This is a genomic window from Calothrix sp. PCC 7507 (genome assembly GCF_000316575.1).
Classification (GTDB): domain Bacteria; phylum Cyanobacteriota; class Cyanobacteriia; order Cyanobacteriales; family Nostocaceae; genus Fortiea.
Genome location: NC_019682.1, coordinates 5672705 through 5689225, shown reverse-complemented (window position 1 = coordinate 5689225; position 16521 = coordinate 5672705). Strand labels below are relative to the sequence as shown.

Below are 16521 nucleotides of genomic sequence, written 5' to 3'. Positions count from 1 at the left end.
TTCTAATCTCCTTGACCTAATGTATTGAGTGCCAATGCTATAGGAAAAACTAACCCACTACCAGCACGACGCAAAAGTGCTGCAATTATAGTAAAAGTCCAACGGGAATCTACCATATCATCAACTAAGAATACAGAACTGCTCATTTCTTCCCATACTTCGATTGCAAAAGCATCATCTAAATTATGAGCTTGTTGATAACTATTACTCATATTTTTTTGTAACTGAGTTGGGCGAGTTTTCCGGACAATTAGCTTAAAGGGTAAGCCTAATTTTTTTGCCAGTCTTTGTGCAAAATTCGGGACAAGTTCAGGACGATTCAAAGAAGGAACACAGGTTATCCAACTAGGAAAAGGCTGTGGTTGCCAACGTTGAATCATTTCTACAGTACCCTGTACTAGTACATCATCAAAATGATTATCTCTATATTTACCCTGTTTTACTAATTCTCCCCACCCAGCATCACCCCATAGAGATAATGCTCTACCTGCTTCTGCTCTTAAATTGCTGCGGATATTACCCGAAAATCCATAATTAAGCAAGGCTTGCTGTGGCCATTGTTTACGTGGTTCAATAATTTGGTCACTGCGACGTAGATATAAAATTGCCTGATTTATAATCTCCATTGAGCAGGTTTCTGGCAATAAATGTCTACCTAAACAAACAGCACATTTACCGCAAGCAGTCGGATTGGGATCGTCTAATTCTGCTGCCAAAAAAGCCATCAAGCATTGTTTGTTTTGCATATATTCTGACATTTTGGCTTGTTCTTGGCGGCGAATTTGTGTTAATCGCTCTATTTTTTCACTATCAGGAAAATAATTTACTGGTGTAGCATACCATTTAGAATCTAGCTTAGTTATGGGTGCTGGCGATTCCAAGGAAAGCTGTTTTAAAACCTTATCAATTTGACCTCTAGAAAGATTGAGACTTTGTTCCAACTGAGGTACAGAAAGACCTTCTCTAGATTGGTTGAGGACAGTTAAAATTTGCTGGGTATGTATTTGGGGAGGAAAAGCCGTATTAATGAAATAGTTAGTAATTTCCTCATCTTCATCACCACCGAGAAGAATTCCATAAGCTATGTCTACTGCTCTACCTGCTCGTCCTACTTGCTGATAATAGTGTACAACAGAACCAGGGCGTTGATAATGAATCACAAAGCCTAAATCGGGTTTATCAAAACCCATACCTAATGCTGTAGTTGCAACTAATGCTTTAATTTCATTTTTGAGAAGTTCGTCTTCTAATACTACACGCATCTCACTATCTAAATTGCTGTGGTATGCTTTAGCATTAATCCCTTGAATTTGTAACCAATCAGCTACTCGGTCAGCATCCCTGACAGTTAATGTGTAAATTATTCCACTTCCAGGTAATTTTGGCAATTGTTCTGCTAACCATGCCATTCTCGCTGCTGGACTGGGAAGATAAATATTTTGTAACTGCAAACTTTGTCTGGTTAAGCTACCTCTAGAAACTCGCAGATTTGACCCCAACTGAGCTTTAATATCATCAACTACTCGATTGTTAGCTGTTGCCGTTGTAGTCAGAACTGGGATATTTTGTGGTAGTCCTTGTAAAATTCTCACAATCCGCCGATAATCAGGGCGAAAATCATGTCCCCAATCAGAAATACAATGAGCTTCATCAACAACAAATAAACCTATACATTGGGATAATGGTAAAAGAATTTTCTCTCGAAATTCTTCGTTAGCTAGTCTTTCGGGTGAAATTAATAGGATGTCTATTTTATCCGCAAGTAATTGGGTTTTGACAACTTCCCACTCTTCTGTATTGCTAGAGTTAATTGTCTCAGCTTTGATGCCAATGCGTTGTGCTGCTACAATTTGGTTTCGCATCAAAGCTAGTAGTGGTGAAATCAAAAGAGTACAACCAACACTTTGATCTCGTAGTAGTCGAGTTGCTAAAAAATATACTAAACTTTTGCCCCAACCTGTGCGTTGAACGACAAGTAAACGCGATTTGTTTAAGAGTAACTCTTCAATAGCTTCCCATTGTCCAGGACGAAAATCAGCTGTTGAATTATCAAGCGCCTGACGAAGAAGCAATAACGCCTTTTCTTTGAGTTGAGTTACCATATATACACAGTAATAGTTTATCATTACTGTTGTAACACTGAAGATAACTAGTACTAGTTTTTCTGTAAACAATTGTCGCTGGGATCAGGCAATAGGCAGAAGGGTTTGAGCCTTGTTTACTTTTCTTTACAAAGTTTGGTTTTATTGTGCCGACTTACTTACTTATTACTGAGTATTAAGACGTAGATAAATCATTGGCGATCGCCTCAAATTTCTGCTTCACTGGTTTATGCTGATACTACCTGCCAGAGTGTCGAATATAGCCCATCTTCTGCAATCAAATCTAAATGACGCCCTGAATTAACTAAGCACCCGTTTTCTAGGACAAAAATCACATCTGCACGTAATGCTTGTGTCAACCGATGCGTAATGACAATGACGGTGCGTGTTTTGGCGATTTGTTCTAGGGTGGCGAGGATTTCTGCTTCTGTTACAGGATCTAAGGCGGATGTAGCTTCATCGAGAATGAGAATTGCGGGATTTCTTACCAACGCCCTCGCTAGGGCGATTCTCTGGCGTTGTCCTCCTGAGAGTTGCCCACCGCGATCGCCTACTGTCGTATCATAGCCTTGGGGTAAAGTTAAAATAAAGTCGTGAATCTCGGCGGCTTTGGCTGCGGCTTCTACCTGTGCGTCACTGGCTTCTAAATAGCCCATACGGATATTTTCCCGCACTGAGCAGTTAAATAAAATCACCTCTTGAGATACTAAGCCAATTTGAGAACGCAGCGATCGCATTGTCGCCTGGGACAAATCCACTCCATCAAATAAAATTTTTCCTGAGTTTGGTTGATAAAATCGCGTTAGCAGATTGACAATAGTACTTTTACCAGCGCCACTAGCACCCACAAACACAGCAAATTCACCCTGACGAATTTTCAACGATAAATTTTCAATCCCACCTCTATTTTCACTATATTTAAACGAGACATTATCAAAGCAAATTTCTTGGTTAAAATGCTTTAATTCCACTGCCTCTGGTATGTCTTGAGTTGTGATTTTTTCTTGTAAAATATCTTGAATACGCCGCATTCCGGCTGCCCCATCAATTAAATAAGGCAATCCCCAACTGTAGTTATCAATAGTAGAATATAACCCCATTAATAAAATCTGATTAGATACTAATGTACCCACGGTAATCAAGTGCCAATAAGCCATTGCTGCACCAGTGCCCAAGATTAATAATTGCACCAAAATAAAAGTTAGTTTTGGTATTCGCTGTACTAGATAGCCGATAAATTTTGCATTAATATAAAGCTGCTTTAGTTCTAACAACTTTACATTAAAGTCATCAGCCATCTTGGTTTCTAATGCAAAATTTTTAATTACAGATTGAGCCAGAATATTCTCTGAGACAACACTGGCAATTTCTCCTTCTTTTTGCCGGAGTTGATAACCCACTTCAGTGGCTAGCCTGATAATTAAAGTAGGGGCGACAGCACAAATTATTAAACCTATCGTCCCTAATATAGCTAACTGCCAGTTTAGATAAAAAAGATAAATACTGGAAAACAGAATATTACTTGAATTGAAAAATATTACTGTCATCCCATAGACAATCCCATTCTCAACCTTTTCGGCATCTGCTGTAAAACAATTAACAATATTACCAGATGATTTCTTGCCAAAAAAGTCCATAGACATAACTTGAATATGCCTAAATAGAGATTCCCGGAGTTGATTAATAATCAAAATACTAAACCGGGCATCAAAATAATCTATTAATAATGTAATTAATGTCAAAGCAATTGCTCCACCACCCAGCAACATGATAGTTAATATCAGTAAGTCATAATTTTGGGGAATAATGGCTTCATCAATGATGAACTTAAAACTCACACCTATAGCTGATTGAAATATCGCCTCAAAAATCCGACCAAAAATAAGAAAAATAGCCAATTTTTTATAAGGAGCAATATATGTAATAATTGTCCGCAGAAAATCAATAATATTCATTGATAAAAACCAGATAATTAATCCTTACTATTAATACCTTTGCCATGCTGCATCAAGGATTGCGGCAATGATTTCTGTGTATGTTACACCCGCCAAACGTCCCATAATTGGCAAGTCTGAATATATATGGTCTAATCCTGGCAATGGGTTGACTTCCAAAAACTGCAAAACACCTCCAGCATCACAACGCAAATCTACACGGGCAGCATCACGGCAACTAAAGGTATTATAAACATCCAAGGCAAGTTGCTGGGCTTGCATGGCTAATGGTTCGGGATCTATCAGTAATTGATAGGCTACTCTGTCTAAATACTCCTTTTTGTTAAGAGTAGTGTAAGCATCAGTTTCAGCTTGGTCTGTAAAAATTACTTCCATGACACCCACTACTTTGGCATGACTACCATTGCCAATGATACCAACTGTCACTTCTCTACCAGGGAGGAAGGGTTCTACAAGTATGGGCTGGTGAAATTGGCTGTGCAATGCTTGATAGGCTGCAACTAGTTCTTGCTGTTCTTTGACTAGAGATTTTCCAGTTATACCTTTAGAACTGCCTTCAGCTACAGGCTTGAGAAAAAGTGGCATGGGTAAAGAAATGTTAGCGGCTTCTGCGATGTGATTAATTATGGCAAAAGGGGCTGTAGGTAAACCGCGATCGCGTACTATTCTCTTAGCCAATGCCTTATCTAAAGTTAAGGCACAGGTAAGCGGATCAGAAAATGTGTAAGGTTGGGCGAATAATTCACAGATTGCAGGAACTTGGGCTTCACGCGATCGCCCTTTTATCCCCTCAGCAATATTAAACACTAAATCCCAGCGATCGCCTTTTGCTAACCTGAGAGCAAGTTTTCTTCCATTACCGATGCGTTCAACTCGATGACCCAAATTACACAGTGTATCTTCTAGCCCGATAATGGTTTCTTCATCATCGAATTCCATCACATCAGTAGGGCTAAAACCCTGCTGGAGATACTCACGCTTGAGGTCATAACACAAACCAATTATCATATACCAGCTTTGATTTTTGAACTTATTTGCTTAGGTAGGCAATAGAAGAAAGGATTTGAGTCTTGTTTACATTACCTCAATCTGGATCTACGTAGCTGTATATCTTACCTTGCCAATTTTGTACCAAGGCTTGGCCATGTTCATAGGCAATTAGCGTCTCAGCTTGAATTGGTATTTTACCACCACCACCAGGGGCATCAATTACGTAGGTTGGTACGGCATAACCGGTAGTATGTCCACGTAATTTTGAGATCAGATCGATGCCAGTTTGCACACTGGTTCGCAAATGTGCAGTACCCACAACTGGGTCGCACTGATATAAATAATAGGGTCGTACACGCAGTTTTAGAAGACCGTGAAATAGATTCTTGAGTGCTGCTTCTGAATCATTCACGCCTTTTAATAGCACGGTTTGACTACCTAGAGGAATACCACCATCAGCCAGGCGATCGCACGCTGCGGCTACTTCTGGTGTCAATTCTCGCACATGACAAAAGTGCAAAGAAAGCCAGACGCGATGCTTGCGAAGCACAGTCACAAGTTCCGGTGTAATTCGCTGTGGTAAGAAACTCGGTACACGGGAACCAATCCGCACGAACTCAATGTGAGGAATAGCCCGCAACCGTCCTAACAAGTTATCTAGAGGTTCATCGGACATCAACAAAGGATCGCCACCAGAAATTAGGACATCACGTACTTCTTTATGTTTTTCCAGATAGGCAATAATCTCATCCAACCGCCGCGTCACCGGGTACATTTCACCTTGACTTACCAGACGAGAACGAGTGCAGTAACGACAATAAGCAGCACAAGTATCTAGCGCTAGTAGTAACACGCGATCAGGGTAGCGGTGTACTAGTCCTGGGACTGGAGTGTCGTCATCCTCTCCGCATGGGTCTACCATGTCTGTAGCGCTAACTACTAGTTCTTCTTCACGAGGGATGACTTGCAACCGCAGTGGGCAAAACGGATCTTCCGGGTCGAGCAATGATGCAAAATGTGGTGTCACAGCTACAGCAAACTTCTCTGGCGCGATCAACAGACCCTGCCTTTCCGTGGAAGTCAGCCGTAGTAACTGCTCAAACTGTTCCAGCTTAGTCAAACGATGCCGCATTTGCCAGCGCCAATCATCCCAGCGATCGCTGTTATAAGTCTCTCCTAAAATCTGACAAATTTTTTCCTGTGGACCAATGCTTAAAAGAGACTTATCTAGAGTAGTATTTTCGGTCATAAATTAGAACTAACTTAAGCCAGTCAGGTCAACTGATCACATATAAATTTATACAGTAAATTCTACAGTTACGTGAAAAAATAAAATGCAATGGGGACTGGGGACTAGGGACTGAGGACTGGGGAGTGAGTAGTTGAGCTTGATGAGTGAGTCTTTGATACTCGTGCATGAGTAATTGAGCTTGATCAAGAAACGTAGACAATCCCCTATCAGTCAACAGTCAACAGTTTTTTTCACGGATAAAGACCTCTATCACTAAGCGCTTGAGCCACTCTACCCACCCCCAAGGTATAAGCTGCTAACCTTAAAGGAATTTGTCGCTTCTGCGCCTGTTGAATCACCTGATGGTAAGCCTGCACCATCAAGTGTTCCATTTCCCGATTCACACGTTCTTCATCCCAAAATAGATAAGAAAGACCCTGTACCCACTCCAAATAACTCACCACCACACCGCCAGCATTCGCCAAGATGTCTGGTAGCACCGTCACACCCCGCGCCTCTAATAACAAGTTAGCCTCCAGAGTCACTGGGCCATTAGCTGCTTCTGCGATTATCTGCGCTTGCACCTGATGCACATTTTCTCCCGTGATTTGGTTCTCTAAAGCCGCTGGAATCAAAACATCACAAGACAAAGTTAATAAATCTGCATTGCTAATCGATGTCCCTTGCGGAAAACCTAAAATACTCTTGTGGTTTTCAGCGGCGTAGATTTTCAACGCGGGAATATCCAAACCATTTTGAGAAAACACACCCCCGGCACCAGTGGAGACAGCAATAATCTTCGCCCCCGCTTGGTGTAACAATTCAGCTGCTGCACCTCCCACATTACCGAACCCCTGGATAGCAACTCTCACTCCCTCAAGCGATTTACCCTGTGCTGCTAAAGCCTCACGGACAATAATCATCACACCGCGCCCTGTGGCCATTTCCCGTCCCCGCGAACCGCCGATAGAAAGCGGCTTACCAGTGACAACTCCCGGTACTGCATGACCGACATTCACAGAATAAGTATCCATCATCCAAGCCATCTCACGGGCAGAAGTACCCATGTCTGGTGCAGGAATATCTACGGAGGGGCCAATATCTTTAATCAACTCACTAGTATAGCGACGGGTAATCCGTTCTAGTTCGCTGACGCTGTAACCTTTAGGATCGATCGCAATCCCACCCTTAGCACCACCATAGGGGATACCTAACAACGCACACTTCCAAGTCATCAGCATTGCCAAGGCTGACACCTCCCGCAGTGTCACAGCCGGGTGGTAACGAATTCCACCTTTATAAGGGCCTAAAACATCGGAGTGCTGCACCCGATGTCCAGCTAGCACCCGTATTTCCCCACTATCTAGTTTCACAGGAATAGAAACCGTCACCACCTTACGCGGATTGCTGAGGATTTCTAAAATTCCTTGGTCTAGTTTTAATTCTTTAGCCGCTGCTTCTAGATAGCTGCAAGCTTGATCAAATGGACAAATGTGTGCAGGAGTTGCAGCCTCTAGCGGCAGCGTTGACCTTGAAACCATAACATTTTCTCCTAATCGCGGTATCTGCGCGAACCGGATATAGCGGTTCCCATTCAGAAGCGGTGCAATACTATATCGCAAGCTGTAGTGCCCCTACGGGTGTACCTGACGTAACCGAGAATTGCTATATATGTTCCTAGCCTATCCTTTTTTTCTCAAAAATATGAGATTTTGTAGTTTTTGTTACATTTTTTGTTTTTCTAGTAGTGTAGATATTTTTTATAAGAATGCAGGCTGAAAACCCTTGAAAAACAAGCGCACAGCGCCGCAAACACCGTACTTCAGGCAAGGAGACGGCAGTTGCTTTAAGCCGGGGAACCCGTCCGCGACAGTCGGGAAGTGTCAATCTGCTAGGACTTACGCAACTGACAAATAGAGTAGGGGCGCTATTCCAAATCCTCAATAATCGCTCTATAACTTCATCTGACGCACCCTTGTATCTTAGAAAAAGCGGTGACAGCGAAAAAGGAGAGCAAAAACGAGTAATGACCGAAGATAATGAGCCTGAAAGACAATCAGGGGAGGATTGGGACTGGCGAACAGAAACGAGGGATTGGTCAGCCGCAGCATCAGAGCTTGCTTGCTTTTCTCTCGCTAGGATCAAAGACAAGGATTTAATCGAAATCATCGACACTAAGCGAGGTTTACTTAGATACGTTTGTATATTTAGGGATAAAGAACAATGACAGAAGCACAATTAACAGCTACTCAAATACCCGTAAATAACATAGTAAGTATGCTTGTAGCCATTGGTAACAAAGATTATGCTCAATTTCAAGAGCTAGAGCAAGCTTTTGTTTCCCAACATGGGGAGGAGGTTTGGGAGCAAGTCTTTAACTTTCGTGTCCTACCTGCGCTAGACAAGCCTGCTAATCAATGGTTGTTGGTGCAGTGGATGAGTCATGGTACCAACAGTATAAAAAAAGTGGCTTAGGTAGGTTTGATTTGTGAAAATTATTGGGTTTTAGATCCCCGAATTATCAAAGAATTCGGGGATCTGATTGTTCATTGAGTAAACAAGTTTCACCTGTTATTCTGCTTCATTCCCCTCAGCAACTTGATCAGCGCCAGTTGCTGCAAACACCCCAGAAGTAAAACTTCCATGCAGACCATAGGGAATATGATGTTTGAGATGCAGTTTAGCAATAGCCCCTTTTTGCAAATCACTAGCATCTAAAATCACTACATCTGAGCGGTGATGAGCAGCATCATAAACTAAAGTCAGTATCCATCCATCATCTTCCTGTTTAGCATCAGGTCGGGGCACAAAAATTGGCTCACCCACAAAGCCACGGGGTGCAGCACTCCAAAGTTGTTTTTTTCCCGATTCTAAATCTATTTTCAGAATAACTTGCAAGGGAGCATTACCAGTTTCTGCATGAGACGCACCAATGTATAAATAACGATATGGACGTCCTACATTCTCTGGATGGATGCTGGGAAATTCACAACAACGGCTTTCGATTAATTCACGTTGTACTGTTTGATTTTGGAGGTTGAGATGGAATCGCCAAATTTGACCAGGTGAACCTGCTGCAAAATCAACTTGCCGAAAATCGCTTTTTGGTTCGACTTCTGGCAAGGATTCATAGCAAATTGAGTCAATAAAAATTTCTTTTTCTACTTCAAAAGCATTGACATGGTGGAAAACAAAACCCGCTTGAGTTTCGAGAATTTTGATTCCTGTTTGCCCTGATTGGGGGATGCGGGGAATAACTATAATGCGAGTTGGTTGCTGAGGTTGAAACTTGATACATTCACCCGCGCTACGCATTCCCAAAGCGAAAGGTATAGGATTAAACCTGACGGGATTTTGAAAGAATATGCAGTAATTAGGTGTAATTACGAAATCGTGGATAAAACAGAAACCTGGAACTATATGAGCATATTTCCTCACAATTTCACCTGCGATGTTTAGCTCAAAAATAGTAATTGTGGTGGATGTTCCCGGCTTAATGGAAAAGTTGACTAGGCAAGGAGCGCCACCATCTTGATGAGAATTGGGATCTAAACGGGGATGGGCACTAAAAGCATCACCCTCTGATAAAACACTATTGAAATATTCTTTCCCCAAAGTTTCTAATGTGTAGGGATCAAGGCGATGAGGTTCTGTTGCTTCCCACAGTGCTAAAAGTTTATTACCCCAATAGATAACATTGGTGTTAGCAATATTTTTGAGTTTAAAGTCGAAGATATTCGCTAGCCAACCACCGGGTTTCTGTGTACCAAAAACTCCACGATAAAGAATTTTCCCAGCTTTCTGTTCTTCTATATAGCCAGTAGTGCGGACAAAGCGGTTACGAAAATGGGCACGACCATCAGAGAATGTAATGCGGCTAATCATACCATCGCCATCGAAGGGGTGATGAATGCGTTGCCCATTTACATCTAATAAGCCGGGGCCATTTCTAAACAGCGTTCCTTGCAGACCTCTAGGAATTTGCCCTTCTATATCGTCAATCCCATAATCATATTCTTGAGGTAGAGATTCATATCCTCCCTGCCAATCAGTGCGACTATAGGATTTTTCTGTAACTGTGTTTTCTGGAATTTTCTCAATCTGCATATATTTTTTATGTTGCTATTAACTCACATCAAGATGCAACCCTAATTTTAATACCAATTAAAATCATAGCTGCGGTAGATAGATTGTCGTAAAGGGTGTGGTCAAGTCCGGAATCACCCTGCCCCTCCATTTTTATTATTATTTATGCTATGGAACTACTATTTGATTTTTGAATTACAGCGGTTCTCGGTCGAATGCAATACAATTGAGGGCTGGGAAACACCACCCCTAAAGGCTTAGGTGTAAAAAACTGTATCTCATAACAGCAGGAAAATCTGTAAACCTAGGGTGGGCAGTGCCCACCAGATTCTGGTTTTGTAAGGCATAGTCCTACCTACAAATGCTGAGATTTTTGAAAAAATCAAACCGGATTTCTATAGATAGTTTCTGTGTTAATTAATTGCTGCTAACTTGAGTTTTTTTTGTGTCAATCTCTGGGAGCAATTCAGGCAAATTAGTTAATGTTAGTTGCAGTGTTGATGTTTCAGGTTGCTGTTCTGCCGCTGGTAGCCAGTTAAGAAATGGTAGTGGTAATAGGGTGCTGAGGTTAGTAATCATCACCAATAACCAAAGTGATTCAAAGTTAGTGTCAGTAATGCCTAGCCAATATGTGATGATTGCCCCTAATTGATAGGACACCATTCCTGCTAAGTTAAATACTGACATCAATAAGGCAAATAATGTCGCTTCTACGCCTGAAGGACAAAGTCTGGCAGCTAGCACTAACACTGGCATATAAGCGATTTTCCCGATTACAGTCAGGATGAGACTGTCGCCTAAACTAAACCAGTGGTCGTCTATACCTATAAGTCGGTTGGTGTGAGTCACCAGCAGCAACAAAGTTAAACCTAATGTTGCGGAAAGGATTGCACTCCAACCAAAGATGACGCGAAAGGGGACACTTTTCAGAAAACGTTGGAAAATCCAAATCCCAAATATAGATGCAATACTTGTGACTAGGTTCACCCGCCCTAAAAATTCTGGTTGAAAATGCAGTTCGTTGGTGAAAAAGAAGAAAAAGGCTGATTCAGATGTTGGGGTAGCTTGCCAGATGAAAATAAATGCTGTTGGTAGCCAAATGGACTTTTGGGTAACTGCTTTGCTTAGTTGTCCAAGTTTATGCTTGATTGTGAAGGAGTTGTGATTAATATCTTGGCTATCTTTTTTAATAGGAGATTCGGCGATTAACCAAGCCACTGCTGAGACTAAGAGCGGAAATAGGGCGGTAATCCAAAATACAGCGCGTGTGGAGAAATGCTCTAGGAGTATGCCACTAAAGTAAGCAGTGATTAGTCCGCCGACGGCAGAAGCACCCCAGCACAGGGATTGTAGTGACCCTGCATCTGCTTGTGATTCTGCTCTGGCTCGTTCTACAACCAGCGAGTCAACTATCACGTCGCTGACGGCGACTGAGAAGCTACTAAGAGCGATCGCTGCTGCTGCTGCCCAGCTAGTATGAACTATGGTGGCCAAACTCACCCAGGCAACAGTGCCTAAGATGCCTGATAAAACCAAGTATGGACGCCTGCGGTAGCCAAATATGGGCACGCCATCGGAGATGAAGCCATAGACGGGCTTGATAATCCAAGGTATGGCTACTACTCCTAATAGTGCTGATACTTGTGTCGGACTCAGATGCAGTTCGTCTTTGAGGAAAAAGCTGACTGCAAGACGCGCCAACATCAGGATACCCTGAACAAAGTAGACAGTCAGAATTGCTATCAGCTCGGCATTGGGTTCCTGACCTAAGAAGATTTTGGCTTTTATTGAGTCTTTGACTTTGGACAATCCAGAGGAGTCAATCAGCATTCGATAAATATTTTTTAAGTTTTATCTACTTTCCTATCATATCCACATTTTTGGAGTGTGGGTTATGAGTCAGACACTCACCCTTGTGGAAGCGTGCAATTTATACTAGGCATAGTCAATGATTTACTCAGAGTTTAAAGATAACCAACGCTTGTTTTTGAATACCAATAAATTTGATGTGGAGTGCGTTGTCGCGCAGCGGAAAGCACCTTAAATTATTGATGGTGCGTTAGCCTCCGGTATAACACACCCTACATTTACTGTCTCAATCAAAAACAAAAAGTGCCTATTAGTACCTGTGTTGTTGACTTTGGCATCGAAGTCATCAAGACCGAAACTAAATTGCGATCGCACTGCTAAAACTTGAGTTTAGCTACAGGTTATCCAGTCTTAAAAAAAGCGAATTAAGGTAAAATTAATCTGATCCAATGACAGCAACTTGTAAAAGTTATGTGGACGGACTACTAAATATTGAGACTAACAAAGTGAAGCCACCCTTTCCTATGAGGGGAAAAATCAAAAAACAATCAGGATATTGTCCAGTGGCTAAACATCAGTCCAAACAGCCCTCACAACAAAATGTCTCTAGCACAGGGACAGAGATCACTAAAAACTCCTGGGAAATGCAACTGCAAGAATTGCTAAAGCAGCAAAAATATCGGCAGGCATTGGAAGAAATCAAAAAAATTCAGCGATCGCACCCTGATATCGAATTCACTCCCAAAGAATCAGAAATTTGGTTGCTGCGGGGTCAGCAAGAATTCCAAAAACAAGATTTTAAACAGGCAGAAAAATCCTTTGTCCGCGCTCTGGAATTTGGTTTGGTGGGAGAAGTTCACTACTGGCAAGCAAGATGTTTGCTGGAGTTGAAGCAATTAGATGCCGCGCTGAATTTGCTGAGAAATGCTTTTGAGTCCAACACTCTATCCAAAGACTACAGCATCTGTTATCTCAAGCTCCTATTGCTCAAAGGAGATACCACCACAGTTGAACAGTTAATTAACCAACAACCCAAACGGTTTAGCGCTGCTCAACTCCACTGGGTACGCGGGGTGTTGGCTATCAAGCATGGACAACCAGAGGACGCTTTGACATCTTTTCAAAAAATTAAGCGCCCCATCACCCCAGGCGATTTACCAATCGCTTGGATTATTTACAGCCAGCAAGTGAGTGGTAATTGGAATGCAGCCGCTAATCTTTTGGGGTTGCAGTCATCTAGATACACCTTCAGCAGACCAAAATATTTAGAACATCCAATTTTAGAGCGGTTGGCAACTGCCCAACAAGCAAAAACTGGAGAACCACCTCTAGAAGCCCAGAATCTAGAACGAGAAGACCCAGTTATCCAAGATGCACTATCAGCGTTGGCAATTGTACAGCTAATTAACAATGACAACCCTCATGATGCTGCTCATGTATTGCTACAGATGCTCAAGCGTTCCACTCGCTTCTCAGAACTAAATAACCTACGAAAATCATTATTTACTCTTGCAGGTCAACAAGCACTGAATCAAGGACAAGCAGAATGTGCAGAGCTATTTTGGCAGCCTTTGTTAACAGAGAAACCCTTTAACCCCCAGTTGGCAGTAAACCTGTTAAAAGTCTTGGATGCTAATGATTCTGACAAAGAACGCCCACGTGTTGTCACCCAATTTTTACGTTGGTTGGAGCAGGAAGCGAAACAAAAACCGCAAGAATGGCCAGATACACGCTTAAAACCAACCCTCGCTCATCTCCACTGCTGGATGGCAGATGCTTACATGTCAATAGATCGGGAACGCGCTGCTGTGGGAGCTTTGCAACAAGCCGAACGCATCTGTCCCACATCGCCAGAGTTAATCGGGCGTAAGGGACTATTTGCGGCAATGGAAGAAAATTATACTGAAGCGATCGCACTGATTACCCAAGCTATTGAAGGCGGATGTCGGTATGAAGAAATTTACGATGCCTTATTGGTTTCTTGGGAGGAACTAGGAGATAAACAATCACTTAATGAAGCTCGTCGCCATTTTGGTAAGCACTTTGGCGACCTTTGTGTGGAAACTGAAGTAGAAATACTACCTTGGATAGATGCTTTATCCACGTTAAGTTATCCCTTATTTAGCCGTCTAGTGCAGGCAAAAGATCACAAAGATCCTGCTATCCGTGCTTGTCAGATATTTGTGAATGCAGTACAGAGTCAGCCCAATTCCGGCGGTAGAGTTTCATTACACCAAAAAGCAGCAGTCGAAGCATGGGACACCCTATTGCAAAAATTATCTGGTCAAGAACAAATTCCTGTATTGCAAGCGATTATTCTTTCCATCCACCTCTTCGCCAAACGTGAAAAAGGCATCGCCGCTTTAATCTCTCAATATCAGCAGAAGTTGATCAACATATCAATAGAACACCCAGAAGCCAGAATTGCCAATTTAGTTATCTTAGCGGTTAAAGAAACTAATCCCCAAAAACTAGAGTATCCTATCCGCTTCTATCTCGACACCATGCCCCAACCAGGCAATGCTTTAGCCAACATTCAACTGCAGGCACGTCGTTTTGGTCACATCACAACCCTTGTCCCAGCCATAGAAGAAGCACTACGTCGAGAACCCCAAAATCCTTTGTTGCTATTAGCTAAAGCCACTACCTACCCGACAAATCACTCTAATTACGAACAATGGAAGCAACAGGGATTTGAATTAGCCCGCCGCCTCCAAGATGCCAAAGCATTACAAGCATTTCGAGAAGAACAGGCTTTTCTATCCGCTCAAGAAGCAGCTAGCATCATGCCAGATCCAGAGAAATTTGACAATCTAGATATGTCAAATATTGATGAGTTATTATCAGGGATGCTGAAAAAATTATTTGGTAATAAAATACCCAAAGCTGAGTTTGAACGAATGCTTCCAGAACTCAAGCAAATGATGTTAAACAGTATGCCTGATTTCTCAGACGACGACGATGATGATGAGCTAGATTTAGACTTTATTTTTAGAGACTTGCCGCCTAGTCCTAAGAAAAAAAAAGGTAGAACTAGAGGTGGTTTTCAAGAATTGTTTTAATTCAGCACTCAGCACTTTTTATGACTGACCACTACGAACACTTAGGCATTGCTCCAGGAGCTACTCCCGCCCAAATTAAAGCTGCTTATCATGCCAAACTGCGGGAATTTCCCGCTCATACTTATCCAGAAGAGTTTAAAGCAATTCGCGGAGCTTACGAGGCAATTCGCAAAGGAGAAACAACTCAACATGAGGAGTTCTTACAATTTCGTCCCCTAGAAGCAGAACTGAACCCAGAGATATTAAAACAGGTGCGAGAAAAAGCGCTTACTCAACTAGAAGTTAGCCTGGATGATTTAATTCGTGCCACATTTTAATAGTTTGGGCCTAGAAGAATTATTGACAAACGACAAATGACTAGGACTTACGCACTGTACAAATTAAGACTCACGCGGAGGGCACAGCACTGCTGTGCCCCTACGATATATGTGGTTTTTTAAAAAATCCATATTTAGTTTTTCCTGTCAATATGTAAGTCCTAACTTCGACTTACCTCGGTATAAGTGACAAATGACCAATGACAAACGATAAAGAAGCTTTATTTACCAAATTTTTAGATTATTTACAGTCAGAACAAACGCCACCTGAATATTTGGGTGAAGCACCAGAATCTCCTAATTCCTTTGATCCCTATCAAATGGTGGCAGAATGGACTGCCCTGCGCCATGAAGTTAAGCTACAGGGTAAATTATTGCGTTCTAGTCAAGATGCTCTGGTGCAAGCATTGGATGTAACTCGCGCAGATAAAGAACAGTTGCAAATACGTCTGGAAGATAGCCAAAAACAGGCATTGGCTCAATTTGAGCAACAGCAGGAGAAACTGCTAAAAGATTTGTTGGGTATCCTGGATGCGTTGGATCAGGCTTGTACTTATTGGCAAGAGGAATTAGGAGCATTATCTGCTACCCCAATACCAAAACCTATTCCTCAAAAAAGCTTCTGGGAAAAGCTAGGAGATTGGATGAATGGTAATTCTACCCAATCAGATACATCTGAAAAATTACCAATACCAGAATCATTAACTGAAATCTTAACTAGCAATCAACAAGGAGTGGAGTTAATTAGGCGATCGCTCTTAGAAATACTACGACAACGCCGTGTTATTCCCATTGCATCTATGGGAAAACCTTTTGACTCCCAGACCATGTATGCTGTGGGACGGGAATCAAGGGCAGATGTTGCAGACAATACAGTGATTCAGGAAGTAGTAAGGGGTTATTTATGGGGCGATAGAGTCTTGAGAGAAGCACAGGTGATTGTAGCATGGCAAGGTGAACTTTAGCCCT

At 42.1% G+C, this 16521-nt stretch carries 11 protein-coding genes; 4 read left to right on the top strand and 7 right to left on the bottom strand.

All coding sequences use genetic code 11. From position 1 onward, the window contains the following. Positions 1-2 precede the first annotated feature (2 nt). From CAL7507_RS24385 to CAL7507_RS24365, 5 genes are all read right to left on the bottom strand, one after another. Positions 3-2102: a RecQ family ATP-dependent DNA helicase gene (locus CAL7507_RS24385; protein WP_015131154.1), complete on the bottom strand. Its 2100-nt coding sequence runs from the start codon at positions 2100-2102 to the stop codon at positions 3-5. A 227-nt stretch (positions 2103-2329) separates the two neighbouring features. After that, positions 2330-4057 (bottom strand): ABC transporter ATP-binding protein, encoded by a 1728-nt coding sequence (locus CAL7507_RS24380; RefSeq protein WP_015131153.1) that lies wholly within the window; start codon positions 4055-4057, stop codon positions 2330-2332. 30 nt (positions 4058-4087) lie between these two features. Continuing rightward, the gene (locus tag CAL7507_RS24375; protein WP_015131152.1) at positions 4088-5065 is read right to left on the bottom strand and encodes a D-alanine--D-alanine ligase; all 978 of its coding nucleotides are present in this window, start codon (positions 5063-5065) and stop codon (positions 4088-4090) included. A 76-nt stretch (positions 5066-5141) separates the two neighbouring features. Next, positions 5142-6296: a KamA family radical SAM protein gene (locus tag CAL7507_RS24370; RefSeq protein ID WP_015131151.1), complete on the bottom strand. Its 1155-nt coding sequence runs from the start codon at positions 6294-6296 to the stop codon at positions 5142-5144. Positions 6297-6529: 233 nt separating this feature from the next. Beyond that, positions 6530-7819, bottom strand: coding sequence for a Glu/Leu/Phe/Val dehydrogenase (locus tag CAL7507_RS24365; protein WP_015131150.1), 1290 nt, complete (start codon positions 7817-7819; stop codon positions 6530-6532). Positions 7820-8501: 682 nt separating this feature from the next. Here CAL7507_RS24365 and CAL7507_RS24355 point away from each other — a divergent pair. Next, the gene (locus tag CAL7507_RS24355) at positions 8502-8753 is read left to right on the top strand and encodes a hypothetical protein (RefSeq protein ID WP_015131148.1); all 252 of its coding nucleotides are present in this window, start codon (positions 8502-8504) and stop codon (positions 8751-8753) included. A gap of 96 nt (positions 8754-8849) precedes the next feature. Here CAL7507_RS24355 and CAL7507_RS24350 read toward each other — a convergent pair whose 3' ends face one another. Continuing rightward, positions 8850-10385: a carotenoid oxygenase family protein gene (locus CAL7507_RS24350; RefSeq protein WP_015131147.1), complete on the bottom strand. Its 1536-nt coding sequence runs from the start codon at positions 10383-10385 to the stop codon at positions 8850-8852. Between the two features lie 396 nt (positions 10386-10781). Further along, positions 10782-12194 (bottom strand): folate/biopterin family MFS transporter, encoded by a 1413-nt coding sequence (locus tag CAL7507_RS24345; RefSeq protein WP_015131146.1) that lies wholly within the window; start codon positions 12192-12194, stop codon positions 10782-10784. 542 nt (positions 12195-12736) lie between these two features. Here CAL7507_RS24345 and CAL7507_RS24340 point away from each other — a divergent pair. The 3 genes from CAL7507_RS24340 (at position 12737) to grpE (ending at position 16517) form a co-directional block, all read left to right on the top strand. Then, a complete protein-coding gene (locus CAL7507_RS24340; RefSeq protein WP_042342450.1) occupies positions 12737-15235 on the top strand; it encodes a tetratricopeptide repeat protein in 2499 nt (832 codons plus the stop codon). A 20-nt stretch (positions 15236-15255) separates the two neighbouring features. Then, complete coding sequence (locus CAL7507_RS24335; protein WP_015131144.1) at positions 15256-15552, top strand: molecular chaperone DnaJ; 297 nt, start codon at positions 15256-15258, stop codon at positions 15550-15552. A 200-nt stretch (positions 15553-15752) separates the two neighbouring features. Further along, positions 15753-16517, top strand: coding sequence for a nucleotide exchange factor GrpE (gene grpE, locus CAL7507_RS24330; protein WP_015131143.1), 765 nt, complete (start codon positions 15753-15755; stop codon positions 16515-16517). The last annotated feature ends 4 nt before the right edge of the window (positions 16518-16521 follow it).